The organism is Collinsella sp. D33t1_170424_A12, assembly GCF_015554865.1.
Taxonomy (GTDB): Bacteria; Actinomycetota; Coriobacteriia; order Coriobacteriales; family Coriobacteriaceae; genus Collinsella.
Genome location: NZ_JADNJJ010000160.1, coordinates 1 through 24,971, shown reverse-complemented (window position 1 = coordinate 24,971; position 24,971 = coordinate 1). Strand labels below are relative to the sequence as shown.

Here is a 24,971-nt window from a genome sequence, read left to right as displayed (position 1 = left end):
CGCTCCACAAGGCAACGGACCCGGCTCCGTCGTAGAAAGAAAGGAACCATCATGGAATACCGCATCGCTACCGAGGGCCTCATGTGCGGGCACTGCGACGCCGCCGTCGAAACCGAGCTGCTGAAGCTTCCCGGCGTCACCGACGCCGAAGCCGATCATGAGACCCAGACCGTCATCGTCGAGTCCGCGCGCGAGCTCCACGCCGATGAGCTGGCCGGCGCGTTCGCATCCGCGGGCAGCACCTTCCGCATCGTCTCCGTCGAAGTCGCATAGGGGCAGCCCATGATGGCAGACCGCGAACGCACGCTGCGCCTGCTTAAAACCGCGCGCGGCCAGATGGACGGCATCATCAAAATGGTCGAGGACGATCGCTATTGCATCGATATATCAACGCAGCTCATGGCAACGCAATCGCTGATCGGCCGCATCAACGCCGATGTCCTCAAGGCGCACATCGAGCACTGCGTCGCCGAGGCCGTATCCTCGGGGTCCGAGCAAGAACGCTCCCGGAAGATCAAGGAAGTCGAGCGCATCATCGAAAAGCTCGCCAAATAGCCCGGGCGGCATCATCGTCACAACGACCATCCCGCTCCAAGCGGATGGTCGTTTTGCACTTTTGATGACGCCTTGCGCCCATATGTCGTAGCATGGGGTATAGCTGTGAAGCTAGCCGCTGTATAAGGAGCCACTCATGCAAGAATTTATGAAAGATCGCTACGGCGTCGACGACCTCACCATCGGCCTCGGCGTCCTGAGTATGCTGCTCGCCCTCATCGGATCGCTCTCCAAGCTGTCCGTTCTCACATGGATCGCCCTGGCGGTGGTCATCATCGCGCTGCTCCGCGCCTTCTCCAAGAACATCGCCGCGCGCAAGCGCGAGAACGCCGTGTACCTCGACCTCGTCGCCAAGGTCCCCGCTGTCGGCTCGTTCCTGGCGCCCCTTTCGCAGGGCAAGGGCGCGGGGGCATCGAGCCGCTCCACAAGCTCCGCCGCTCCGCAAGCAGGCGTCGAATTCAACCGCGCCAAGCGCACCGCCCAGCGTATGTGGCGCGAGCGCAACGACAATCTGTTCTTCCGCTGCAAGAGCTGCGGCTCCATCCTCTCCGTCCCGCGCGGCAAGGGCCGTATCCGCGTCACATGCCCCAAGTGCGGCACCAAGGTAGAGAAACAATCCTGATAATCTCCGTGCATGCGTATGCGTCCAGCGGCCGTCGGTCTCACGCAGACCGACGGCCGCTTTTCTTAGCGCAGCACCTCGTACATAAGTCCCCTTCCAGCATCCGTAGCATCCGTTTTCAAGCCCGATGGGCAACGGGTGTACACTAAACCACACGTATGTATCTGCCATCTGCACGCAATCGCAACGATGAAGCCCCAAGAGAAAGCTCGGACCCCATGGCCACCCAATCCCCCCGCTACGCCTTCATACATGCCAACGTACTCGACGGCCGTCCCGAGATGCAGCCCATCCCAAACACCACGGTCATCGTCGATCGAGGGTCCATCACCTATGTGGGTCCCGACGATCGCGCGCCCATCCCGCGCGACGCCCAGATCATCGACGTCGATGGCGCCCACCTCATGCCCGGCCTCATCAACATGCACGTCCACCTGTGCGGATCGGGCAAGCCCGTCTCCGCGGGCAACGCGGGCGCGCTCATGAAACGCCTCGACAACAAGCTCGGCCGCGCCATCGTCCGCCGCATTCTCAAAAGCAGCGCGCAAACCCAGCTCGCCAGCGGCGTTACCACGCTCCGCGGTGCGGGCGACCCGCTCATGTGCGACATAGCCGTGCGCGATGCCATCAATGCCGGCAACTATCTCGGACCGCGCATCATCGCCCCCGGCTGCGGCATCACCGTTCCCCAAGGCCATGGCGCCGGGCTATTCGCCAGCATCATCACCACGCCCCGCGAAGCCGCCGCACAGGTCCAAGAACTCGTCGCGCGCGGCGCCGACGTCATCAAGCTCTTCGTCACCGGCGGCGTGTTCGACGCAGTCGAGCCCGGCGAACCAGGCGTCCTGCGCATGCAGCCGGATATCGCGGCGGCGGCATGCGGGGCCGCCCATAGCCTCGGCCTGCCCGTCATGGCCCATGTCGAAAGCACCGAAGGCGTTCAGGTCGCGCTCGAAGCGGGCGTCGACACCATCGAGCACGGCGCCCCCATGACGCCGCAGATCATCGAGCTCTACCAACGTAGCGCCCACCAGCTGCACGGCCGGCCCGCATCCCTTACCTGCACCATCTCCCCCGCTCTGCCGTTCGCCAAACTCGACCCCGAAAAGACACGCTCCACCGAGGTCCAGAAGATCAATGGCGACATCGTCTGCGCCGGCATCATCCAAAGCGCTCGCCAAGCACTCGAAGCCGGCATCCCCATAGGCCTCGGAACCGATTCAAGCTGCCCGTATGTCACCCAGTACGACATGTGGCGTGAAATCGCCTACTTCGCCAACTACACCGGTGCATCCAACGCCTTCGCGCTCCACCGCGCCACGCTCGGCAACGCCGAGCTCCTTGGCCTCGGACATACCACCGGCTCTATCGAGGTCGGGAAAGAAGCCGACATCATCACCACGCAGCGCAACCCGCTCGACGACCTATCAGCCCTGCGCGACGTCACCCACGTCATGGTGCGCGGCGAACTCGCCGACGGCCTGCGCGCCAAGCACATCTCCGAGCTCGACGCCGAACTCGACTGGATCATGGCCCAGCCCCTCGACAGCATCTACACGCGCTAGCAGGCAACCGGCTCGAAAAGCGGTGGCGCCAACACGACGGATGCCATCACAGCGGGAGCGCCGCGCTATGGCACGCCCGCTTAACCAGCAGGGCCGTCCAGACCATGCCGGCGCGCCTCGATCTCGCGGCGCAGCGCCGCGCCGGCATCCGTCTGCCGCAGACGCATCGTATGATGGTAGCGCCCGTCGATCGAGAACACGTCGTATACGAACCGAATAAAGAAGCCCATCTCGCTCAGATACGGCCGCGTATCTCGATCCTCCTCATGGACGCAGCCGGGGCCATCGCGCCGCGTCGCAGCCTCCGGAGCGCGGTCGTACATGCACACCTGTCCCACCGTCTGCCAAACACCGTCAACGCGTGCGATGCGCAAGGCGATCGTCCCGTCCTTCCAGCTATCAATCGAGCACAGGTGCGGGTCGAACACCTCGTAGCACCGTCCGTCCATGACATCGCGCAACGTCGCCATGCCGGCACGCTTCCGCTTTTCAAGGATCGCAAAGCGCGAAAAGAACTGTGTCCGCACCACCTCGCGTAAACTGTCGAGCGCATCGGTATCCACGTAGCTCGGCGGTCGGTCCACATACGCCATCAGAGGCGTGTAGCCACCCAGCAGCTTGCATTCAAAGAGCAGCCACTCGGTATAGCAGATATTGAACTGCACCGACATCAAATCATCCGGCTCCTCCTCATACGCGAATGCTGGATCGATCAGGGATGCGAAGAAGTCACCCGTCATCCCCATCAGCTCGTCTTTTCGAGCCATCCAATAAGCCGCCATCTGGTCAACATCGTCCTTGGCTATCCGAAACGCATCCATCTGGCCTCCTCACGCTCATGCGATCCCGTAAGAACCAGCCTACGATGTGCGCGCTGTCCGCAATGGGCCCGATTCGAACTATCGGACGAGCCGCTCAACGGAATCAAACACGGCCCCAACAACCATGTTGGGCTCCTGGCCTCCATGCCTCGCCAGCCGGTCCGGTATGCAGGCTCGACATCGCATGGCCGGGATCGAACCGTAGCCCATCCAACGAGAATCCCAGCTCTCCCGCGCGCCGCCGCGGTCCCGCCACATTAAAAAAGCGCCCACCCATACGGGCGGACGCTTCCCCAGCATATGTGCTTCGGAGTTGTTACTCCTCAACAGCCTCGAACTCATCGGGACCGACGCCGCAGACGGGGCAGACGTAGTCTTCGGGAAGCTCGGGGGTGTCGACCTCGACCTCGAAGCCGCAAACAACACAAACAAACTTGTAGGTCTTCTCGTCGCTCATGACGAACCTTCCTTTCGCAGGCGAATTGACATTAGTAGAAGTATATCCATCGATTCGGTTCGCTATCCCGGCAAACCACGATTTCCAAACTCCATTGGCTGCCATTATTGTTACACGTACGGTAACGTTTAATCAAGAGTTTCCCATAAGAAACTCAAAACGCGAATCCTCCGACGCTCGCCATCGAACACGGCGCGCGTCGTCGCCGATACGGGCCTACCCCTGGTACGACGATGCCTTGGGCGGGGTCTTCCCCTTCAACGTGCTGTGATAGTAGGCATAGGTGAGCGGCGGCTCGTCAGAGAGGCGCTCCGCCTCCGCGACGTCGCCGATGAACAGGTAATGCGTACCCACATCTACCGTATCGGCCAGGCGGCAGGCGAACACGGCGCACGCATGCTCGGGGGAATATGCGTCGCCCGTAGCGGACTCGGCCACATCGTACTTCTCGAACTTGTTATACGTATCGCTCGTCCTAAAGCCAAAATTGCCGATGTAGGGCATGTCGGCGGTCTGATCGATGGCCGTCACGGTAAAGGTTCCGGCCTCCCTGATCACCCGCGCCGTGCAGTTATCCTTGTGCACCGCCACCATAAGACGCGGCGGCTCCGCCGTCACCTGCGTCGCGGTGTTGATCACGCACCCCGCGCGCTCGTCGCCGGCTGTCGCGGACACCACGTACAGTCCGTAGCTCATGGTAAAGAACGCCGTCATATCCATGCCAATCTCCTCTCGATCGGGCATCGTGCCAAAACGGCCCTGCATACCGCAATGATAACGCCGCCGCGCTCGCGTAGCCCCAGCGAATCGATGGGCTGAAGCATGTCACGGCGGCGAGTACGCGCTATCTGCTACGCGCCTTGAGGGCCCGGTCGATCTCGCGCTGCATATCGCGCTTCGCCATATCCTCGCGCTTGTCGTAGAGCTTTTTACCGCGACCCAGCCCCAGCAGGAGCTTCACGCGGCCGTTGTCATCGAAGTACAGCTCGAGCGGCACCAGGGCGTAGCCCCTGTTGCGCAGCTTGCCATCCAGGTAGTCGATCTCCTTGCGATGGAGCAACAGCTTACGACGGCGATCGGGGTCGCGGTTGAAGATCGATCCATGCGAATAGGGATGGATGTGCACGCCGATGAGCCAGCACTCGCGATTGCGGATGAGCGCGAAGGTATCGGTGATCTGGCAGGCGCGCTCACGGAGGCTGCGCACCTCGGTACCAGCGAGCTCGATGCCGCACTCAAAGGTCTCGTCGATGAAGTACTCATGGTGCGCGGAGCGGTTCTTGGCGATGGTCTTGCGCTTCTTCTCGCTCGGCATGGCCTACTCCCCGTTCCCGGCGCCGTCGTGCGAGCGCTCCTGCGCGAGCTCGGCATCGGATTCGTGGATGAGCTTGATCAACGCACGGCACGCCTCCTCGCCGATAAGGTTGTTCGCCCGCACGGTGAGGGAGGTCGCCTGCCGGGCGTCGCCCTCACGGGCAGCGTCGCTGGCGCACATAAGCAGGCAAACGGCGATATCCGCGCTGGGGGCGGTAGGGATCCCCTCCAGGGAGAGCTCGCCCATCACATGCGCGTCCGACTCCTCCATAGCCTCGGGATGCTCGGCCATGATGCGGTTCTGCAGGCGCACCACGCGCTGGTCGGCAGCCGCAAGACTCACCGCGAGGCGCGTGCAGCCCGCGGCCGCGCTCGGCTTATCCTCGTCGAGGAAGAACTGGCCGAGGTTCGCGTACGCGCGCGCGGCCGAACGGCCGTCGGATGCGCGCTCGATCACCGAATAGCTCAGCGACGCCCACTCCTGCGTATCCTCCAGTGCACGGAAGATCTCGGCCAGGTCGAGGCGGTAGTTGCAATTCATAGGGTTCCAGCGCACGGCCTGCATGAGCGCATCGCGCGCAGAGATCCAATCCTGCTGTCGGATATAGGCGAAGGAGAGCGCGCTGTACAGGCGGTCCACCGGAGCGGGAACCTGGATGAGCTCGCGCGGATCCTTCTCGACGCGTCGGTATGCCAAGCGCTCGAAGGCGTCGTTGAAGCTGAACCATTGGGTCGTGTCGTTTGCCACGCATTCCGTCTCTGCGTACTCCTCGACCATCTCGGTGAGACGCTTCAGAAGCGGAAACGCGGTTGCCATATCGCCGGATGCCAAGAAGTTCTCGGCATATTCGACATCATGTGCATCTATGGGGAAATCCATGGGGCCTCCTTATCGCAATAGGTTGTAGTGTAGCGCAGCGCGCAGGCGCTGGGCGAGGTCATTCGGACGCGGACGGCAAGCCGACAAGCGTCAGGTCGAGATGGCCGCGCAGCACGTTGACGCGCGCGACCTCCACGGCGACGCGTCGGCCGAGCGTGATGACCGTACCGGTAGAAGACCCGGTAAGGGTGAGCGAGCGCTCGTCGAACTCCCACCACTCGCCGCCCAGGCCGCGCAGGCGCACCAGCCCCTCGGCGCCGGTGTCGTCCAGGCGCACGTAGATGCCCGTCTGGTCCATCCACGAGATGGTGCCCGAAGCGCGCTGACCGATTCGATCGCCATAATACTGCGCCACCTTGATCTTCTGGGTGGCGTGCGCGGCGGCGTCGGCGAGGCGCTCGCGCTCGCTCGCATGGCGGCAGAGCTGAGGGGCGATGGCATCGAGCGCCTGCGCGCCCGTACCCGTAAGCAGGCGGCGTCGCTCCGCCGCAGCCTTCCTGCCCAGATGCTCGCGTGCCAGCGAAAGCTTGAGCGCGCGATGGACGAGCAGGTCGGGGTAGCGGCGGATGGGGCTGGTGAAATGGCAGTATGCAGGCGCGCCCAGCGCATAGTGTCCTTCGTTGCGCGGCTTGTAGAGGGCGCGCTGCATGGCGCGCAGCAACAGGGCGTTGGCAAGCGCCTCGTAGGGCGTCGAGCGCACCGCATCGAGCGCGGCGGCGATGGCATGCGGATCGGCCGACTCGAGCGCGAGGGCCTGCTCGCCATCGAGCGCGCCGATCTCTACCAAAACTCGAGCGGCGGCCACGAGGTTGTCTTCGAGCGGCGGCTCGTGCACTCGAAACGCCGCCACGGCGCCCTCGTCGGCAAGGCGCTCGGCAACGCACTCGTTAGCCAAAAGCATGGCCTCCTCGACCAGCGAGGTCGCGCACGTACGGGCGCGATTCACGATGCGCACCGGCAGGCCGGCCTCGTCCAGCAGGGCATGCACCTCCACGGTTTCGAAATCGATGGAGCCGCGCTGCCGGCGGAGAAGCCGGCGCGCCTCGGCGACCCCGGCAGCCCGGCCCAGGAAGGCGGGCAGGTCCACGCCGAAGCGCGCGGCCGCCTCGACGGCCGCGGCGGCACGCGCGCAGACGGCCCCGTCCACAGCGGGCTCGGCATCTCCATCCACTGGATTCGAAGCATCGCGCAGCAGCAGGTCCGCGGCGCCGTAATCCAGGCGCACGCGCGAACGGATAACGCTGGGATAGCACTCGTAGGAGCGCACGCGCCCGCGGGCATCAAGCTCGATGTCAACGGAAAACGCCAGGCGGTCTTCATCGGGTACCAGCGAACACAGGTCGTTGCACAGACGCTCGGGAAGCATGGGCAGCACGCGGTCGGCAAGGTATACCGAAGTGGAGCGGCGGCGCGCCTCCAGGTCGATTCCCGACTCCCATGCGACGTAGTGCGATACGTCGGCGATGTGGACACCCAGGCAGCAGCCGCCGTCATCACGCGGCTCGAGCGAGATGGCGTCGTCGAAATCGCGCGCATCGACCGGGTCGATCGTTATAACGAAGCGGTCGCGGATATCGCGCCGCAGCGGATCGGCCAGGGCCCCATCGACGTCCAGCGCGAGCCCCCGGGCCTCTTCGGCTGGAGATGCGGGGTAGCCGTCCGAAAGGTCGTAGCGGGCCATAACGCACGATATGCCCAAATCGGGCGCGGTGGCGTCGCCGATGCGGCGCTCGAGCGTGACGATGCCCGATTCCACGCGGTTGGGATACACCTCGATGCGTGCCGACACGATATCGCCCGGCTCCACGCCAAGGCGCGCGGGCGAATCGTCGGTGGGAAGCACGAAGAAATCATGCTTGATACGCGTATCGAGCGGACGGACGATGCCAAGCGGGCTCGCCACGTCATAGGTGCCCACCACGGTGGACGCCGCGCGCTCGATCACGTGCTCGACGACCGCGCGGCGCTCGCCCTTGGGACCCCGCCCCACGCTCGCGTACACGCGGTCTCCGGGCATGGCGTCACGCAGCCCGCGCCCCGTCAGCCGATAGGCCCCCTCGGCCGTCTCTACGAAGCCCGCATGCTCGGACACCCTGACCACGCCAACCAGGCCCGACGCGCGCTTCGACCGCATCGGACCCTTGCGGCCTCCCTTTCGACTTCTCCCCATAGCTCCCCTTCATGTCATCGACGCCCCAGCGGGCATCTCGAAATGTACGTTCTTCCCTTCTACCCCAAAGCGCGGCCCCGCGCATCGCGAGCCCTTACAGGGCACACGCGACCCCGAGGCGAACGATGAGCGCCCATCCGGCGCATACCCGGGCATCCGCGGTCTGCAGCCGGGCCGAGCGCCATAAGCCCGCGGTAATAGATGGCGAACAAAAAACGGGCCGAGGGAATCCCCCGGCCCGTACGTGGCATAGATTGTGCACAGACGGCTAGACACGCAGGTAGCGGCGCATGGCGATGGCCGAGCCAAAGAGGCCGATGAACACGCCGACGAGCACCAGGGAACCGTAGGTTGCCAGGTATACGTTGAGCGGGATCTCGATAGCCATCCACGACAGCCCGTTTTGCACCATGGGCATAACCAGGTTGCGCACGAGCTCGAGACAGCCAATGGCCAGCAAGGAGCCCAGCAGGGCCTGGACGACGCCCTCGGTCACGAACGGCCCGCGGATGAAGCCGTTGGAAGCGCCCACCAGGCGCATGATGGCGATCTCGCGGCGGCGCGCGGTGATGGACAGGCGAATCGTGTTGTTGATGAAGATGAACGACACGAACGTGAGCAGGGCGACGAGCACGACGGCGGCCAAGCGGATGTAGTCGATCATCTGGAACATGCGACCGACCTCCTCCTGCCCGTACAGCACGGAGGCGTCGACATCGGCTTCGATATCGTCGACGCTCGGATCGTCGTCGTCGACGATCTGGCGGAAGTCCTCATCGGACTTGATCTTCTCGGCCATACCCTCGACCTGCGAGGGCTCGTTCATCTCGATGACGAACGAACGGGGCAGCGGGTTCTCGCCATCGAGGGCGCTGATGGTGGCATCGGCCTTGCTGGAGCTCTCGCGATAGCTCTCCAGCGCGTCCTCCTTCGACTTGAAGGTGACGTCCTTCACGTTGTCCCAGCCCTCGATTTTGTCCTGGAACTCCTCGACGGCCTCGTCGGAGGCATCATCCGAGATGAACGCGGTGATGGTGACCTGCTGCTCGACGTCGCCGATGACGGCGTTGACCATCGCGGAGCCCACGATGAACAGACCGATGATGAACAACGACAGGAAGATCGTGATGACGGCGCCCAGGGACGTGGTCCAGTTGCGCACGAAATGCCTACCTGCCTCTTGCAGGGAATAACCCAGATTAGAAGGAGCCATAGTTGCCGTAGCCTCCCCTCTCCTGATCGCGGATGACGCGGCCGCCCTCGAGGGCGATGACGCGACGGTGCATCGAGTCGACCATCTCGCGATCGTGCGTAGCCACGATGACGGTGGTGCCGGTGCGGTTGATGCGCTCGAGCAGCTTCATGATGCCGAGCGAAATGGCGGGGTCGAGGTTGCCCGTGGGCTCGTCGCAGATGAGCAGCGGCGGACGGTTGACCATGGCGCGCGCCACCGAGACGCGCTGCTGCTCGCCACCGGAAAGCTGGTCGGGCATCATGTCCATCTTCTCGGCCAAGCCCACGAGGCGCAGCACCTCGGGAACCTGGGCCCGGATGACCCCGCGGGGCTTGCCGATGCACTGCAGCGCGAAGGCCACGTTCTCGAACGCGGTCTTGTTGGGCAGGAGCTTGTAGTCCTGGAACACCGCGCCGATCTGGCGGCGAAGCAGCGGGACCTTGCGATTCTTGATCGTCATGAGGTCGTGACCGGCTACCAGCACGCGTCCCGAAGTGGGCTTGACATTGCGCAGCAGCGTGTTGAGCAGCGTGGTCTTACCAGAGCCGGAATGGCCGACGAGGAAGACGAACTCGCCGGGATAGATGGAGATGTTCACATCGTCCAAAGCGGGCTTATTGGGCTGCGCGGGATATACCTTGGTGAGGTGCTCGATGTGAATCACCGGCTCCACGCCCGCCTGGCGCGTAGCCTTCTGGCGCTGTGCGGCGCGATCAAGATCGGCGGGCGAGAACACCGACGTGAAATCGGGGTTTTGCAGCGCCATGTCCACATCGTGCACCTGACGGGCCTCGTCGGCGTCCGTGGAGGGCACGGCCGGGCCGGCTGCCGTCATGAAGACGTCGGGATGAGGCGCGGGCGCCGCAGCAGGGACCATGGGATCCGGAATGGACGCCAGCGACGGCGTGGAAACGGGCGCATCCACCGGCGAGGGGACGTTGAACATGGAGGGCGCCGCCTCAACGGGCGAAGCCGGTGCAGAAGCATCGGAAACGGCTTCTGCGGCGGCTGCGGCATGCGCATGAAGCGGTGCCGGGATGTCGGTCTGGGGGAACAGATCTTCTTGCAGCGTCATAGGCTGCTCTTGGGTATCCGGAGATGCAACGGCATCGGCGGGAGCCGCAACGCCCTCGGGCGTCGTCGGCGCGAACGCGGACTGCTCGTCTCCGGATGTACGGAAGTGGTTACCCACTAGAGCTCCTTCGTGTCGTGCGTTTAAACTTCTTGAGCTCGATTATTTTACCAAGTCCTATCCATGCGCACAGAAGCGACACGGGATTTGCAAGGAGCGACCATGTTAGCGCGATGCAAAACAGCCGCCCGGGCACCTGCCCGAACGGCTGTCAACAAGCATGGAGAAACGTGTTATGCAAGCAGCTCGCGAACGCGTGCGGCGATGCCGGCGGCATCCAGGCCGTAGTGCTCGAGCAGGTCGGCTGCGGTGCCGGACTGGCCGAAACCGGTCATGCCCAGGCGGCTCACGCGGCAGGGCTGCTTCTCGGCGAGAAGCTCGGCCACGGCCGAACCCATGCCGCCGTAGATGCTGTGCTCCTCGACGGTAAGCACGAGGCCGGTCTTGCCGGCAGACGCCAGGATGGTCTCCTCGTCCAGCGGCTTCACGCTCATGATGTCCACGACCTCGGCGGAGATACCCTCTTCGGCCAGGAGCTCCGCCGCCTTGAGGGCGTGCGCGAGCTCGACGCCGCATGCCATGATGGAGACGTCCGAACCCTCTCGGACGACCTGCGCGAACGCCTCGGAATCGATGGCGAAGTCCTCACCGTACACCTCGGGAAGGTTTTCGCGGCCCATGCGCACGTAGAAGGGACCGGGGGTCTTGGCTGCGAAGCGAATGGCTGCGCGAGCAGCGTTGTAATCGGCGGGAACGAGCACGCGCATATGCGGAAGCACGCGCATCAGCGAGATATCCTCAAGGGCCTGATGGGTCTCGCCATCGGGGCCCACGGTAATACCGGCATGCGTGGGGCACACCTTCACATCGAGGTTGGAGACGCAGACGGTGTTGCGGATCTGCTCCCAGCAACGACCGGAGCCGAAGACCGCAAACGAACCGGTGAAGACGGTACGGCCCGTAAGCGCCAGGCCAGAGGCGACGCCGATCATATTCTGCTCGGCGATACCCACCTCGACGAAGCGATCCGGATATTCGGCAGCGACTTTAGCCGTCGTGGTGGAACCAGCGAGGTCCGCATCGACGGCCATGACGTCGACGCCCTCGTTGATGAGTTCGAGCAGGGTGGGGCCGAATGCCGCACGAGTAGCTTTTGCCATAAGAACCGTTACGCCTCCTTCGCAGCTGCCGCGAGCTGGGCGCCAACCGCGTCGATCTCTGCCAATGCCTGAGCGGCCTGCTCGGCGCTCGGCGCGTTGCCGTGCCAGCTTGCCTGGTCCTCCATGAAGGAGACGCCCTTGCCCTTGATGGTCTTGAAGATGATGGCCGCGGGCGATGCGGTGCACGCGACGGCCTCGGCGAGCGCGGCGCGGATAGCCGCGACATCGTGCCCGTCGCAGGTGATGACGTGCCAACCGAACGCACGGAGCTTCTTATCGAGCGGATCGATGCTGCAGACATCGGTTACGTGGCCGTCGATCTGCAGGTTGTTGTTATCGACCAGCACCACGAGGTTGGAGAGCTTGCGATGGGCGGCGAACATGAGGGCCTCCCAGTTCTGGCCCTCCTGCAGCTCGCCGTCGCCGGTGAGCGCGAAGACGCGACGCGGCTCCTCGCCGGACGCCTTGGCGTCGAGCGCCAGGCCCATGGCCATGCCGGCGGCGATGGATAGGCCCTGACCCAGCGAGCCCGTACCCACCTCGACGCCGGGGCAGAGGTTGGAATCCGGATGGCCCTGCAGACGGCTGCCAAGCTTGCGGAGCGTGGTCAGCTCCTCATGCGGGAGATAGCCCATCTGGGCCAGCACCGCGTACAGAGCGGGGGCGACATGTCCCTTGGACAGAACGAACCGATCGCGCTCGGGCGAGCACGGATCGGCCGGATCCCACGCGAGAACGCCGGAATAATAGAGCGTCGCCATGATGTCGGCGGCGGACAGCGATCCGCCGGGATGACCAGAGCCCGCAGCCTCCAGCATCTCGATGATATCGCGGCGCATGCGATTGGCCACGAGCTCGATTTCGCCGTCGGTGCGCACACACGCGTTCCTAAGCGTTTCTGTTGACATGCCTTTCCCTTCATGTACGGGAGCGATTAACACGGTTTCAACTATAACAGCCGTGCGGCGCAATGAAAAACGTGAATTAAAACACACGGTTTTGACGCGAAGCGGCGCCGGGGACGCCGTTAAGCCGTCCACCGGCGCCGCTCACGGACCGCACGGGCCTTCGCGACCGGTCGCGCTAGCCCGCCTTAGAAACCGTGCCCGAGATGGACATGGTCTCGTTGGTGGGGTTTCCGAAAAGGAACGCGGGCTTGGTGTAGTCGCCCGAGAAGTCGAAGAACAGCTCGCCATCGAGGCCGAACACGCCCTCGATGTGCGCCGCGCCGTCGCCTGCGGAACTCGAGCCGTCGCCGGCAAAGGTATACACGTAGCCGTCGGCTTGGCTGAAGTCGCCGCTGCCCTCGGAACCCTCGGACACGCTCATCGCGCACGAGATCACACCCGAGATCGCCTGCGGATTGAACCCCGTGCTCGTAGCCTTGTACTCGAGCGTGAAGGTGCCGGACTCGGTGTCGAAGTTCACGATCTTGAAGCTCGTGAGGCGCGCGGAATCACCCGCTCCGGCTGCATAGGATCCCGCGATGGCATCGGCGTTGTAAGCGAACGTCGAGGTCGCATCGCCCGCGGCGCGGGTCCACGCCGTGCCATCGAACGTATAGGTATACGGGGTCGCGTAGCTCCATGCGCCGAACCACAGCTCCATTCCGGAGGATGCGGTGAAGGTGCACGTCTGCGAGGCTTCGTCGAACGCAGGCGCGAACCCGTCCCCAAAGTCCGGATCAACCGTGACCCCGGCTATGGCGCGCGTGGTGGCCGTGGACGACAGCAGCGTGCCGGTCCACTCGCCATCAGGGCTTTCGGCATGCTCCACGCCCTGGATAGACGGGAAGCGGTCGAGCTGGGAGGAATGCACGAAGCTCAGCTGCAGCACGCAGTCGCTCACGAAGGATTCGTTGCTCAATACGGCGGTGGCGTCCACCGTGACCGAACCGTCCTCCTGGCGATCGGCGGACTCTATGCGAACATCGGAAAGCGCATAGGGCGTCTGGGCCACGTAGTCGTTCGACGCGAATCCGGCCATAAGGGTCGTGTTGGCCTCGAGCACGCTCGAAACCGCGGCCTCGTCGACCTCCGCCGTCATCGATGCGATATAGCCGGGCCCGTCGAGCACGAAGAACGCGCCCACGGCCGCGACAAGCGCGAGCACGACCACCACGGCCGCGACGGCCGCGCGGTTCACGCGGCGACGGGGCTTGTCCTCAGCAGCGTCCAGAGGGCTGCCCGAACCCGCAGCCTGCGGAATCGCCTGCGTCCAGCCATCGCGGCCATCCTGCGTATAGGCGGCCGTAACGACGGGCAGCACCTGCGTGAGGGACCCTACCGCCTGGTCGTATTCGGCAATATCGAGCAAAGCGATGGCCACGAGCTCGCAGGCGGCGGCATAGGTCGAGGTGGCGGTGGCGGCCGGTCGGCCGGCGACGAGCCCCTCCGCGGCTTGCGCCGTAGAGCCCTCGGGCGCATCGGCCCCGGCGGATGCGGAGACAGCGACGCCCACGGATGCGGTCGACTCGGCGGCATCCTCTCCATCGACGTTCGCGGCGGACGCGAAGTGCACGGCTCGATGCAGAGACGCGCGCTCATCGAGGTCGTCGGGCAGCACCTGCGTGGGCGCACCGAAATGGACCCCCGCGGCACGGCGCACGACGCGATGCGCAAGGGATGGTTCTATGGAATCGTGTAGATCGAGGTCGTTGTCGAACGGCTCGGCCATGGTCACTCCAAACAATCAGGGTACGGAGACATTTTAAAGCAGATTGCCCCCGACGCCATCTGCCGTTTGCAGCAGGCGACGGGATGGCCCGCGACTCGACCACGCTGGAACTGCGGGACGGGGCGCCAGGTTAGCAAAAAGCGGCCCCGCGGGACCGCTTAGCAGCATCATCGACGGCGGGCGGGCGGCATGCGCTCCCGGACGGGCTACTCCCCCGCCTTCTTGAAACCGTATCCGATCGCCTCGTTCACATCGGTGATCACCAGAATCGCGTCGGGGTCGTGCTCGTACACGACCGTCTTGATAATGGAGATCTCGCGCTTGCTGAACACGAAGAACAGCACGGGGCGGTCCTTGCCGGTCCAGGAGCCCTGCGCCATGAGGCGCGTGCACCCGCGATCCATCTCATGCAGGATATCCCGCTCGATATCGGCGAACGCGTCGGAGATGATGAATGCTGCGCGCTGGCTGTTGCCGCCGTCGACCACCATATCAACCACGTAGCCCATGACCACCATGGCGAGCGCGGCGTACAGCGCGTTGGCAAGCGAGAACACCGGGGCCGACGCGGCGCACACCGCGACGTCGATCGCCATAACCGTACCGCCCACGGGCAGCGAGCTCTTTCGCGAGATGATCTGGCCGATCGTATCGGAACCACCGGTATTGGCGCCGCACCGAAATACCAGGCCGTATCCCAGGCCCGATATGATGCCGCCCCAGAGCGCCGAGAGCGTAAGGTCGTTATGGCTCAGCGGCACCACGAAGGGTGCGAACAGGTCCGTGAAGAAACCGAACAGCACGAAGCCCGTGATGGTCTGCACGGCGTACTTGAACCCGCCGGCGCGGATGACCACGAGCAGCAGCAGGGCGTTCATCACGATGGTCTGCAAGCCGACGGGCAGGTCGATGCCGCTGCGGCGCCCCAGCTCGGCGATGATCGTGGCCAGGCCCGTCAAACCGCCGGCTGCCAGGCCGTTCGGAACCATGAAGGCGTCGGTGGCGAAGGCCGCGATAGCGCAGCCGAGCATGACGATGGGCAGGTCGTTTACGAATTGAGACTGGATGATGCGGCGGATATTGATGCGCTTTCCCATATAGTCCTTATGCGTCGATGTCGTCTGATGCGGGGGCGGCCGCCTCGGCCTTGCCGGTAGCCCATCGGTGGTAGCCCACGACGAAGGGATCGAGGTCGCCGTCGTCCAGGACCGCTTCGACGTTGCCCGTCTCCACGCCGCTGCGCAGATCCTTCACCATCTGGTACGGATACAGCACGTAGCTGCGAATCTGGTTGCCGAAACCGATGGCGTGCTTGGGGCCGCGGATCTCGTCGAGAGCCTCCTCGCGCTTCTCGAGCTCGAGCTCGTAGAGGCGGGCCTTGAGGATCTGCATGCACGCGGCCTTGTTTTGGATCTGGCTGCGCTCGTTTTGACAGGTAACCACGATGCCGGTGGGCAGATGCGTGATGCGCACGGCGGAGTCGGTGGTGTTCACGCCCTGACCGCCCGGACCGCTCGCGTGGTAAACGTCCACGCGGATGTCGTCGGGCGCGATCTCGATATCGATGTCGTCGGGCAGCACGGGAATGACCTCGACGCCCGCGAAGGTGGTCTGGCGCCGCTTCTTATCGTCCGTAGGCGAGATGCGCACCAGGCGGTGCACGCCCGCCTCGGCGCGCAGCATGCCGAACGCATCCTTACCCTGCACCGTGATGGTGGCTCGGTCGATGCCGATGACCTCGGCGGCCGGGCAATCGTTGATAGTGACCTTCCAACCGCGGCGGGCGCAGTACTTCATGTACATCTTGAACAGCATGAAGGTCCAGTCCTGGGCCTCCAGGCCGCCCTGGCCCGGCTTGATGGTAACGATGGCGTCGCCGTGGTCGAACTCGCCCGTAAACCAGCTTGAAAGCTCCATCTCGTCGATATCGCACGCCAACGCGGTCGCCGTCGCCGCCGCCTCGGCGATCAGCTCGGCCGCCTCCTCGCCCTCCATCTCGTCGGCGAGCTCCAAAGCGGCGCGCGCGTCGGCCAGACGGCCATGGGCGCCCTCGACCAGCTGCACATCGTCGCGACAACGCGCCAGCTCCTCCATAAGCGAGCGAGCGCGATCGCCATCGTCCCAAAAACCAGGGGCGGCGCTCATCTGCTCGAGCTCGCCCACGCGGGAGCGCTTTTCCTCGAGCCGCAGATATGACTCGACCTCGCCGAGGCGGGAACCCAGCTCGTCGAGGTCGATCATGATAGCTGCGGCCGACTCGGTCGCAGCGGCCATTAGTTGTTCCTGCCGTGGCAGTTCTTGAACTTCTTGCCGCTGCCGCACGGGCACAGGTCGTTGCGGCCCACGTTTGCGTACGGGTCGCCCGATTCATCCTTGCGGTAGGTGCGCACACCGGCGCCCGCATGCGCATCGGGCGCGGAGCCCGCAGCGTTGGCGGCGCTGGCGGCCGCCTGCTGGCGCAGCGTGGAAGAGCCGGAATCGCCGTCGACCTGCTCGGGACCGGAATACGTCGCGCCGCGCAGGGCGGGGTCCTCGGGAGCCGGGGCGGGAGCCTGGCGCAGCTCGACGCGCAGCACCGTGCGCAGGTAGTCCTCGTACATGGTGTCGACCAGGATGCGGAAGGCGCCGAAGGCCTCGGTCTTGTACTCGACCAGCGGGTCGCGCTGACCGAAACCGCGCAGGCCGATACCCTGCTTGAGGTAGTCCATCTCCTGCAGGTAGTTCATCCAACGCGTATCGATGACGCGCAGCATGACCTGGGTGTTGAGGTCGCGCATGAGCTCTTCGCCCAGGCGCTCGGCCTTCTCGTCGTAGATGCCGTCCACATAGGCGAGCACCTCGCCGGCAAGGGCCTCGGCGTCCTTGGCCTCGAACTCCGGGGCATCCAGATGGCCGGTAAGCTCGACGAGCCATTTGTGCAGGCCCTCGAGATCGGCCTCGGCGCCGCGGGAGTCGGCCGGGCAGAACTCGGCAACGCAACGGCGAACGGTGTCGGACATGACCTCGTCGACATGCTCGGAGAGGTCCTTGCCGTCCAGGATCTTGTTGCGCTCGGCGTAGATGACCTGGCGCTGCTTGTTCATAACGTCGTCGTACTCCAGGACGTTCTTACGCATGGAGAAGTTGATGTTCTCAACCTTGCGCTGAGCGCCCTCGACGGCCTTGGAGATGACCTTGTGCTGCATGGGCATGTCGTCGCCCATCTCGGCGGACACCATCATATTGGAGATCTTGTCCATGCGGTCGCCGCCGAACAGGCGCATGAGGTCGTCCTCGAGCGACAGGTAGAACTGGGTCTCGCCCGGATCGCCCTGACGACCGGCACGGCCGCGGAGCTGGTTGTCGATACGGCGGGACTCGTGACGCTCGGTGCCGATGACCGTGAGGCCGCCGGCTGCCAGCACCTCTGCGCGCTCGGCCTTGCAGGTCTCCTTCGCGGCGGCCAGGGCCTCGTCGTAGGCGGTCGTCAGCTGCTCGAGCACCTCCGGCTCGACCTCGATACCGCGCTCGGCAAGGGTCTCGACGGACTGGCGAGCCAGCTCGCCCTCGGCGAAGATGCGCTCGACCAGGGCCTGGTCGATGCCGAAATCCATCCCCGCGACCTGCTCCTGGGCCATCTCCTCGGCGTTACCGCCCAGCAGGATGTCCGTACCGCGGCCGGCCATGTTGGTGGCGATGGTGACGGCGCCCTTGCGACCAGCCTGCGCGACGATATGGGCCTCGCGCTCGTGGAACTTGGCGTTGAGGATCTCGTGCGGGATGCCGCGCTTGTTCAGCAGGCGCGACAGGCGCTCGGAGCTCTCGATGGAGACGGTGCCAACCAGGACCGGCTGGCCCTTGGCATGACGAGCCTCGACCTCGTTGGCAACGGCGTTGAACTTGGCGTCGATGGTGCGGTAGACCAGGTCCTCGTGGTCCTGGCGCGCGACGGGGCGGTTGGGCGGAATCACCTGGACGGCCAGCTTGTAGATCTCGCGGAACTCGGCGTCCTCGGTAAGCGCGGTACCGGTCATGCCGGAGAGCTTGTCATACAGGCGGAAGTAGTTCTGAAGGGTGATGGTTGCGAGCGTCTGGTTCTCCTCGCGAACGAGCACGCCTTCCTTGGCCTCGATGGCCTGATGCAGGCCCTCGGAGTAGCGGCGGCCCTCCATGATGCGGCCGGTGAACTCGTCGACGATCTTGACCTCGCCGTTGGCGACGACGTACTGCTTGTCGCGATGGAACATGTACTGCGCCTTCAGGGCCTGCTGGAGATGGTTGACCAGCTGGCCGGACAGGTCGGCGTAGATATCCTCGATGCCCAAGCGCTGCTCGATCTTCTTGAGGCCCTGCTCGGTGGCGGCGATGGTGTGCTTCGCCTCGTCCATCACGAAGTCGCCGGTAGCCTCCTGGGGCTCGAGGCCGGACAGCGGATCGTGCTGGGCCTCCTCGCCGCGCTCGAGACCGCGAACGGCGCGCGCGAACTTCTTATAAGTATCTGCCGACTTGGTGCCGGCACCCGAGATGATGAGCGGGGTACGGGCCTCGTCGATAAGGATGGAGTCGACCTCGTCGACGATGGCGTAGGCGTGGCCGCGCTGGACGCGGCGCTCCGGACGCGTGACCATGTTGTCGCGCAGGTAATCGAAGCCGAACTCGGAGTTGGTGCCATACGTGACGTCGGCCTGGTAGGCCGGGCGCTTCTGCTCGAGCGGCATGCCGTTCTGCAGCAGGCCGACCGTCATGCCGAGGAAGCGGTAGATGCGACCCATCCATTCGGAGTCGCGCTTAGCCAGGTAGTCGTTGACGGTGACGACGTGGACGCCCTTTCCGGCGATGGCGTTGAGATAGCCGGCGAGCGTGGAGACGAGCGTCTTGCCCTCGCCCGTCTTCATCTCGGCGATGTGGCCCTCGTGCAGGGCCATGGCGCCGATGAGCTGCACGTCGAAGTGACGCATGCCGGACACGCGCTTCGACGCCTCGCGGACGACGGCGAACGCCTCGGGCAGCATGTCGTCGAGCGACTCGCCATCCGCGTAGCGCTTGCGGAACAGATCGGTCTGACCCCGGAGCTCCTCGTCGCTCATGGCAACATAGGTGGGCTCGAGCCCGTTGATCTTGGTAACGAGCTTCTGATAGCGCTTGAGGTCCTTATCGGATCCAAACGAGAGCAGCTTAGAAACGAATCCCATGTGGCTTCCTCTTCATTCATCCCGACGGCGAAAGGCGCGGGCAGCAGCGTATGGCACCGTGCACGGAGCCTGCCGACGCGCCGTACGCCGATCGGGTTCATTGAATACACTCAGACGACCATAACTTTAGCGGTTTAAAGGATGAAGCGCCCAGCGAGATTGCGTTCACACGTATAAACCATGCAAGATGATGAGAATCACGTTGGGTCGGACCGCTTGTCGACCAATAGCGACGCACGCCGATACAAGTTTTGCATTTTGACGCCGAACGTGCTTACACGTGGTCGCGCGACACGATGCGAACCCTACGCGCGGCGCTCGCCGACCGCGCGGACGCACTCTACGAGGAATCCCACGCCGGCGCCGGTGAGGGCAACGCCCAGCCCCGTATAGAAGAACGCGATGAACCAGCTGGGCACCAGCGAGAAGGCTCGCAGCGAGATGCCCACCGTCATCATGATGGCCATGATGATGAACGCCTGGCGATCGAAGAAGCGCCAAAACGGCTGCGGGTCGGCGTACGCCAGGATGCGGTCGACGTGCTTGGCGAGCATCTTCGAGAACACCTTCGTCCAAAATACCGCGAACACCGCGATGCTGCCCGCAACGAGCAGCATGATGAGCGGCCAGCTCTGCTCGAGATAGGCCATGATGCCCAGGCGCACGATGTTGAACCCGGCGATGCACCACACGGCGCCGGCGATACCCAGCAGCGCCTCCTTGCCAACGAATCCGATCTTCATGGATATCTCCCCTTTCCAAGACGGCCCGGACCGCACGTTGCCGCGGCATCCACCGCAGCCATGCATCGTTCCCGCCGTCCTTATGTTGAACTTTGTTCACTTGAACGTTGTTCATTCTACCCGCGGACGAGCCTCCATCCAGCCTGGGCAGAGGAGTCCCCCGTTTGCACATAACGCCCACGAACCGCATGGTCGCGCTATAAAAAATCCCCGCACTCTGAACAGGGTGCGGGGATCTTCGTGCGCTATGCGGATGCGAGCGGACTACTCGGCAACAGCCTCGGTCTCGGCCTCGGCAGCGGGCTCCTCAGCGGGGGCCTCGGCAGCCTTCTTGGCGGCCTCGGCGGCGAACTTCTCGGCACGCTTGGCCTTCTCGGCAGCCTTAGCCTCGCGCTCGGCAGCCTGCTTGGCAGCGAGCTCCTCGGCGGCCTTGGCCTTGGCGGCCTTCTTGGCGGCCTCGCGCTCGAGGGCGGCCTGGGCGGCGCCACCGAACTTGTCGGCGAAGCGCTGGACGCGTCCACCGGTATCGACGAACTTCTGCTGGCCCGTGTAGAACGGGTGGCACTCGTTGCAGAGCTCGACCAGGATCTCGGACTTGGTGGAACGGGTAGTGAAGGTGTTGCCGCAGGAGCAGCGCACCGTGCACTCCACGTACTCGGGATGGATTCCAGACTTCATGCAGGGCTCCTCTTATAACTCGCGTCCTGGTTACCGACCAGGACTAAAGGGGTGCCTTGGTTTCCGACCAAGGCAAAATAGCTTGACTACTTTATCACAACTCGCCAGCTGTCCGCCGAGCCCACAAAAGCACCATGAGAGCAGTCCTTCGTCCGCCTGGACGCGCGCATACGCGGGGTTACAGCCATGTAATACTCGCGCAAGGCGCCGCGGGGATACATGGAACCCGCTACAATGGTGAGCATTCTATTGCAACGACGTGCACCGCTTTCGCGTTTGCCCGGTACGAGAAAGGCCCCATCATGGCACAAACCGCATCCGACCGCATCGTCATCACCGTTTTGGGCGAGAACCGCGCCGGCATCGTCGCCGCGATCTCCAAGGTGCTGGGCGAGACGAACGTCGATATCCGCGACATCACGCAGAGCATCATCGAAGATATCTTCACCATGACCATGCTCGCGGACATGTCCTCCGCAACGCTCGAGTTCGCCGAGCTCCAAAAGACGCTGGCCGACGCGGGCGACGCCGTGGGCGTGACCGTGACCGTCCAGCGCGAGGACGTCTTCAAGTTCATGTACCGGCTCTAATCCCCCTGGAGCCGCGGAGCGCGGGCCCGCACAGATCGGAGAGGCAATGGCATATACCACGCAGAACATCTTCTATCGCTTCGACGACGCGCTCAGCCGCCTCGTCATAGACTACGAAGCGAGCCGCAAGGTCTCCGACGAAAGCGAGCGCCTCTACCACGGTGCCCCCAGCGAGCCCTACGACGAGCTGCTGTTCACCGAGCACGACGTCAAGCGCGGCCTGCGCAACTCGGACGGGTCCGGCGTGGTCGCCGGCCTCACGCGCATCTGCGACGTCCACGGCTACAACATCGTGGACGGCGTCCTCGTGCCCGATGAGGGCAAGCTCACGCTGCGCGGATACGACATCGAGGACCTCATCACCAACGCGCAGGCCGAGGACCGTTTCGGCTACGAAGAGGTCGCCTACCTCCTGCTCACCGGATCGCTACCCACCGCGAGCGAGCTCGATGACTTCCAGGCGCGCCTGGGCGCATACCGCCACATCTCCGAGGGCTACGTCGCCCAGTTCCCCATCACCACCGTATCCAGCAGCATCATGAACGTGCTCATGCGCGCCGTCCTGCTGCTCTACGCGTTCGACGCCGAACCCGACAACACCTCGCCGGAACACGAGATCGACGTCGCCGTCTCGCTGCTTTCCAGGCTGCCGCGCATCGCCGCGATGGCGCACTCCTTCGCCATCGCTCGCCAGGAGGGACGACGCCCGCAGGTCCCGCTGCCCGACGCCGGCTTCTCCACGGCCGAGACGATCTTGCAGATCCTGCGCGGCGAAGACAGCTACACGCACGAAGAGGCCATGCTGCTCGACGTGATGCTCATGCTCCACGCCGAGCACGGCGGCGGCAACAACTCCACCTTTGCCTGCCGCGTGCTGTCGAGCTCGGCTACCGACGCCTACTCGGCATACGCCGCGGCGATCGGCTCGCTCAAGGGCCCGCGCCACGGCGGCGCTAACGAGAAGGTCGTGCGCATGCACGAGGACATCCGCGCGCATGTGTCCAACTGGGAAGACGACGACGAGCTGGCATCCTATCTCGAAAAGCTGCTCCGCCGCGAGGCATTCGACCGATCCGGCCTCATCTACGGCATGGGGCACGCGGTCTACACGCTCTCAGACCCCCGTGCCAAGCTCTGCAAACGCTATGCGCGCAGCCTGGCCGAGGCGAAGGGGCTGGGCGCGGAGTTCGCCCTCATCGAGAGCATCGAGCGCCTGGCGCCCGATGTCATGCGCTCCGTCCGCGGCACCAAAAAGCCCATCTGCGCCAACATCGACCTCTACACGGGCTTTATCTACACGATGCTCGACATCCCGCCCGCCCTGTTCACGCCGCTATTCGCCGTGGCGCGCACGGCCGGCTGGTCGGCGCACCGCATGGAGGAGCTCTTCGGCGCGCACCGCATCATCCGCCCCGCGTACAACGCGGTGATGGACGACATGGGATACGTCCCGCTCGCGCAGCGCTAAGCCGCAGCCCGACCGCGCACGTATCCGACCCGAGACGCGCATCGAACCAGGCCGCAGCGGCGCGCAAGCGCGCCGTCGGTCGGCGACCGCACCCGAGGAGCAATCGAATGATCATCTTTTCCGATTTGGACGGCACCTTTCTGGATACCCGCAAGCGCGTCGGCCCCGCAGGCTGGCGGGCGCTCGACGCCCTCGCGGCGGCCGGCTTGGAATTCGTCCCCTGCACGGGCAGGCCGCTGTCGGGCATCCCCGCCGATGTGCTCGCCCACCCGGCCGTCCATTACGCCGTCAGCTCCAACGGCGCCGTGATCGCGCGACTCGACGACGAGCGGCCGCAGGACGCAAGCAGGGCGACGACCCTGCGCCTCGCGGGGCTTAACCGCGCGAAGGCTCACGAGATATGGGAGATCGCGCGCGACTACGACGTAACCTTCGACATCTTCGCAGGAGGCGACTGCTACACGCAGCGATCCATGTACGACAGGCTCGAGGAATACGTCGCCGACCCCCATATCGTACGCGCCCTGCGCGCCACGCGCATCCCGCTCGAAGCGACGCCGGAGGCGATCATCGACGGCGCGCGCGACCTCGAGCGCGTGGCGATCTATTGGAAGGACCCCGTCGACCGCGATGCGATCCGCGCGCGCCTGGCCGCGGTCGACGGCATCGAGGTTACCCGCTCGTATTCCATGAACATAGAGGTGATGGCCGCGGGGACATCCAAGGGCAGCGCGCTGCGCTGGCTATGCGGGGAGCTGGGAACCCCGGTCTCCGAGGCCGTAGCGTTCGGCGACAACATGAACGACGTCTCGATGCTGCAGATCGCCGGCACCGGCGTTGCCATGCAGAATGCCGAAGACGCCGTGCGCGCGGCTGCCGGCGCCGTGGCGGCCTCGAACGATGCGGACGGTGCGGGCCTCTTTATCTTGGACCTCCTGGCGCGCGCATAGGCCATGCGGGCGCTGCGGGCGGCCTGCAGTCGACGGCCGCACGGCCGAGGCTCGCGTGCGATCTGCAGCGCCTACGCCGACTCCAGCAGCCCGCGCATCTCGTTTTGGACCGCGTGCTCGTAGTTGTACCCCACCACGCGATCGGCCACGGCGCGCAGGGCGGGACGGCCGTTCGCCATCGCGCAACCCGTGCCCACGAAGCGAATCGCCTCGTAATCGTTCATGGAGTCGCCGAAGGCCATAACCTCCTCGCGCTCGATGCCGTAATGGTCCATGAGCTCGGCCACGCCCGATGCCTTGTTCACATGCGGCTGCATGCAATCGATCCACGCGCTGCCCGAAGGGGCGAATACGAACTCGTCGCCCAGCTCGCGCGCGAGCACGTAGGCGTTGTCCATCACGTTGCCGTCGTCGCAGAAGATCGACGCCTTGATGATGTTGACCGTGGCCGCGGGCAGCTTCCAGATGCGCTCGACGTTGGGAAGGTCCTTGTCGACCTCGCGCACGAACTTGCACTCGTCGTCGAGCAGATAGGACTTGGTGCTGTCGAACAGCGCGAGGTGCATGTTGGCGAACATCGAAACCGTGCGGGCGAGGCGCTTGATGGAGAGATGCGAGTACACCTCGCGCCCCACCTGGCGTCCCTCCACGTAGACCTGGGCGCCGTTGGAGGCTACGAAATCCATCTGGTCCCTCACCGGGGCGAAGAACTGGCACAGGCGGTCGTAGCGTCGACCCGATGAGGCGGCGAAATGAATTCCACGCTCGCGCAAGGCGACGATGAG

24 protein-coding genes are annotated in these 24,971 nt (G+C 64.6%); 7 read left to right on the top strand and 17 right to left on the bottom strand.

From position 1 onward, the window contains the following. Positions 1-51: 51 nt before the first annotated feature. The 4 genes from I2E26_RS06985 (at position 52) to I2E26_RS06970 (ending at position 2,742) form a co-directional block, all read left to right on the top strand. Entirely contained in the window at positions 52-273 is a 222-nt protein-coding gene (locus tag I2E26_RS06985; RefSeq protein WP_195420155.1) for a heavy-metal-associated domain-containing protein, read from the top strand. A gap of 9 nt (positions 274-282) precedes the next feature. Further along, the gene (locus tag I2E26_RS06980) at positions 283-555 is read left to right on the top strand and encodes a metal-sensing transcriptional repressor (RefSeq protein ID WP_195420154.1); all 273 of its coding nucleotides are present in this window, start codon (positions 283-285) and stop codon (positions 553-555) included. Positions 556-691: 136 nt separating this feature from the next. Further along, entirely contained in the window at positions 692-1,177 is a 486-nt protein-coding gene (locus I2E26_RS06975) for a hypothetical protein (RefSeq protein WP_195420153.1), read from the top strand. Positions 1,178-1,395: 218 nt separating this feature from the next. After that, positions 1,396-2,742, top strand: coding sequence for an amidohydrolase family protein (locus I2E26_RS06970; RefSeq protein WP_195420152.1), 1,347 nt, complete (start codon positions 1,396-1,398; stop codon positions 2,740-2,742). 80 nt (positions 2,743-2,822) lie between these two features. On the opposite strand, the gene I2E26_RS06965 is transcribed toward I2E26_RS06970, so the two are convergent. From I2E26_RS06965 to rpmE, 16 genes are all read right to left on the bottom strand, one after another. Then, a complete protein-coding gene (locus I2E26_RS06965) occupies positions 2,823-3,563 on the bottom strand; it encodes a hypothetical protein (protein WP_195420151.1) in 741 nt (246 codons plus the stop codon). Between the two features lie 316 nt (positions 3,564-3,879). Next, positions 3,880-4,020 (bottom strand): rubredoxin-like domain-containing protein, encoded by a 141-nt coding sequence (locus tag I2E26_RS06960; protein WP_147588718.1) that lies wholly within the window; start codon positions 4,018-4,020, stop codon positions 3,880-3,882. A 216-nt stretch (positions 4,021-4,236) separates the two neighbouring features. Then, on the bottom strand, positions 4,237-4,740 hold the full coding sequence (locus I2E26_RS06955; RefSeq protein WP_195420150.1) for a flavin reductase family protein: 504 nt from the start codon (positions 4,738-4,740) through the stop codon (positions 4,237-4,239). 124 nt (positions 4,741-4,864) lie between these two features. Then, positions 4,865-5,335, bottom strand: a complete 471-nt coding sequence (gene smpB / locus I2E26_RS06950) for an SsrA-binding protein SmpB (RefSeq protein WP_195420149.1) — start codon at positions 5,333-5,335, stop codon at positions 4,865-4,867. Positions 5,336-5,338: 3 nt separating this feature from the next. Beyond that, positions 5,339-6,214, bottom strand: coding sequence for a hypothetical protein (locus I2E26_RS06945; RefSeq protein WP_195420148.1), 876 nt, complete (start codon positions 6,212-6,214; stop codon positions 5,339-5,341). Positions 6,215-6,272: 58 nt separating this feature from the next. Further along, a complete protein-coding gene (locus I2E26_RS06940; protein WP_195420147.1) occupies positions 6,273-8,384 on the bottom strand; it encodes a ribonuclease R family protein in 2,112 nt (703 codons plus the stop codon). Between the two features lie 268 nt (positions 8,385-8,652). Further along, positions 8,653-9,597, bottom strand: a complete 945-nt coding sequence (gene ftsX / locus I2E26_RS06935; RefSeq protein ID WP_147588713.1) for a permease-like cell division protein FtsX — start codon at positions 9,595-9,597, stop codon at positions 8,653-8,655. After that, positions 9,584-10,810, bottom strand: a complete 1,227-nt coding sequence (gene ftsE / locus I2E26_RS06930) for a cell division ATP-binding protein FtsE (RefSeq protein ID WP_195420146.1) — start codon at positions 10,808-10,810, stop codon at positions 9,584-9,586. The genes ftsX and ftsE overlap by 14 nt, the downstream gene beginning before the upstream one ends. Positions 10,811-10,983: 173 nt before the next feature. After that, on the bottom strand, positions 10,984-11,910 hold the full coding sequence (locus I2E26_RS06925) for a transketolase family protein (RefSeq protein ID WP_195420145.1): 927 nt from the start codon (positions 11,908-11,910) through the stop codon (positions 10,984-10,986). Between the two features lie 8 nt (positions 11,911-11,918). Next, on the bottom strand, positions 11,919-12,818 hold the full coding sequence (locus I2E26_RS06920; protein ID WP_195420144.1) for a transketolase: 900 nt from the start codon (positions 12,816-12,818) through the stop codon (positions 11,919-11,921). Positions 12,819-12,993: 175 nt separating this feature from the next. After that, on the bottom strand, positions 12,994-14,586 hold the full coding sequence (locus tag I2E26_RS06915; RefSeq protein WP_195420143.1) for a hypothetical protein: 1,593 nt from the start codon (positions 14,584-14,586) through the stop codon (positions 12,994-12,996). Between the two features lie 206 nt (positions 14,587-14,792). Next, positions 14,793-15,683 (bottom strand): YitT family protein, encoded by an 891-nt coding sequence (locus I2E26_RS06910; RefSeq protein WP_147588708.1) that lies wholly within the window; start codon positions 15,681-15,683, stop codon positions 14,793-14,795. A 7-nt stretch (positions 15,684-15,690) separates the two neighbouring features. Then, entirely contained in the window at positions 15,691-16,860 is a 1,170-nt protein-coding gene (gene prfB / locus I2E26_RS06905) for a peptide chain release factor 2 (RefSeq protein WP_195420142.1), read from the bottom strand. Then, positions 16,860-19,757 carry a preprotein translocase subunit SecA gene (gene secA, locus I2E26_RS06900; RefSeq protein ID WP_195420141.1) on the bottom strand — a complete coding sequence of 966 codons (2,898 nt, stop codon included), beginning with the start codon at positions 19,755-19,757 and terminating at the stop codon, positions 16,860-16,862. The genes prfB and secA overlap by 1 nt, the downstream gene beginning before the upstream one ends. 305 nt (positions 19,758-20,062) lie before the next feature. Next, positions 20,063-20,500, bottom strand: a complete 438-nt coding sequence (locus tag I2E26_RS06895; protein ID WP_195420140.1) for a hypothetical protein — start codon at positions 20,498-20,500, stop codon at positions 20,063-20,065. Between the two features lie 264 nt (positions 20,501-20,764). Then, the gene (gene rpmE, locus I2E26_RS06890) at positions 20,765-21,178 is read right to left on the bottom strand and encodes a 50S ribosomal protein L31 (RefSeq protein ID WP_195420139.1); all 414 of its coding nucleotides are present in this window, start codon (positions 21,176-21,178) and stop codon (positions 20,765-20,767) included. A 302-nt stretch (positions 21,179-21,480) separates the two neighbouring features. Here rpmE and I2E26_RS06885 point away from each other — a divergent pair, with 302 nt between their 5' ends. The 3 genes from I2E26_RS06885 (at position 21,481) to I2E26_RS06875 (ending at position 24,186) form a co-directional block, all read left to right on the top strand. After that, positions 21,481-21,768, top strand: coding sequence for an ACT domain-containing protein (locus tag I2E26_RS06885; RefSeq protein ID WP_195420138.1), 288 nt, complete (start codon positions 21,481-21,483; stop codon positions 21,766-21,768). Between the two features lie 46 nt (positions 21,769-21,814). Further along, a complete protein-coding gene (locus I2E26_RS06880; protein WP_195420137.1) occupies positions 21,815-23,236 on the top strand; it encodes a citrate synthase in 1,422 nt (473 codons plus the stop codon). Positions 23,237-23,343: 107 nt separating this feature from the next. Then, the gene (locus I2E26_RS06875; protein WP_195420136.1) at positions 23,344-24,186 is read left to right on the top strand and encodes an HAD-IIB family hydrolase; all 843 of its coding nucleotides are present in this window, start codon (positions 23,344-23,346) and stop codon (positions 24,184-24,186) included. 71 nt (positions 24,187-24,257) lie between these two features. Here the strand turns inward: I2E26_RS06875 and I2E26_RS06870 are convergent. Further along, on the bottom strand, positions 24,258-24,971 hold a 714-nt coding region (locus I2E26_RS06870), incomplete at its 5' end, for an HAD-IIB family hydrolase (protein WP_195420135.1).

Coding starts and splice junctions, on each gene's coding strand:
- I2E26_RS06985 (WP_195420155.1), top strand. CDS start 52: ATGGAATACCGCATCGCTACCGAGGGCCTCATGTGCGGGCACTGCGAC.
- I2E26_RS06980 (WP_195420154.1), top strand. CDS start 283: ATGATGGCAGACCGCGAACGCACGCTGCGCCTGCTTAAAACCGCGCGC.
- I2E26_RS06975 (WP_195420153.1), top strand. CDS start 692: ATGCAAGAATTTATGAAAGATCGCTACGGCGTCGACGACCTCACCATC.
- I2E26_RS06970 (WP_195420152.1), top strand. CDS start 1,396: ATGGCCACCCAATCCCCCCGCTACGCCTTCATACATGCCAACGTACTC.
- I2E26_RS06965 (WP_195420151.1), bottom strand. CDS start 3,563: ATGGATGCGTTTCGGATAGCCAAGGACGATGTTGACCAGATGGCGGCT.
- I2E26_RS06960 (WP_147588718.1), bottom strand. CDS start 4,020: ATGAGCGACGAGAAGACCTACAAGTTTGTTTGTGTTGTTTGCGGCTTC.
- I2E26_RS06955 (WP_195420150.1), bottom strand. CDS start 4,740: ATGGATATGACGGCGTTCTTTACCATGAGCTACGGACTGTACGTGGTG.
- smpB (WP_195420149.1), bottom strand. CDS start 5,335: ATGCCGAGCGAGAAGAAGCGCAAGACCATCGCCAAGAACCGCTCCGCG.
- I2E26_RS06945 (WP_195420148.1), bottom strand. CDS start 6,214: ATGGATTTCCCCATAGATGCACATGATGTCGAATATGCCGAGAACTTC.
- I2E26_RS06940 (WP_195420147.1), bottom strand. CDS start 8,384: ATGGGGAGAAGTCGAAAGGGAGGCCGCAAGGGTCCGATGCGGTCGAAG.
- ftsX (WP_147588713.1), bottom strand. CDS start 9,597: ATGGCTCCTTCTAATCTGGGTTATTCCCTGCAAGAGGCAGGTAGGCAT.
- I2E26_RS06925 (WP_195420145.1), bottom strand. CDS start 11,910: ATGGCAAAAGCTACTCGTGCGGCATTCGGCCCCACCCTGCTCGAACTC.
- I2E26_RS06920 (WP_195420144.1), bottom strand. CDS start 12,818: ATGTCAACAGAAACGCTTAGGAACGCGTGTGTGCGCACCGACGGCGAA.
- I2E26_RS06915 (WP_195420143.1), bottom strand. CDS start 14,586: ATGGCCGAGCCGTTCGACAACGACCTCGATCTACACGATTCCATAGAA.
- I2E26_RS06910 (WP_147588708.1), bottom strand. CDS start 15,683: ATGGGAAAGCGCATCAATATCCGCCGCATCATCCAGTCTCAATTCGTA.
- prfB (WP_195420142.1), bottom strand. CDS start 16,860: ATGGCCGCTGCGACCGAGTCGGCCGCAGCTATCATGATCGACCTCGAC.
- secA (WP_195420141.1), bottom strand. CDS start 19,757: ATGGGATTCGTTTCTAAGCTGCTCTCGTTTGGATCCGATAAGGACCTC.
- I2E26_RS06895 (WP_195420140.1), bottom strand. CDS start 20,500: ATGAAGATCGGATTCGTTGGCAAGGAGGCGCTGCTGGGTATCGCCGGC.
- rpmE (WP_195420139.1), bottom strand. CDS start 21,178: ATGAAGTCTGGAATCCATCCCGAGTACGTGGAGTGCACGGTGCGCTGC.
- I2E26_RS06885 (WP_195420138.1), top strand. CDS start 21,481: ATGGCACAAACCGCATCCGACCGCATCGTCATCACCGTTTTGGGCGAG.
- I2E26_RS06880 (WP_195420137.1), top strand. CDS start 21,815: ATGGCATATACCACGCAGAACATCTTCTATCGCTTCGACGACGCGCTC.
- I2E26_RS06875 (WP_195420136.1), top strand. CDS start 23,344: ATGATCATCTTTTCCGATTTGGACGGCACCTTTCTGGATACCCGCAAG.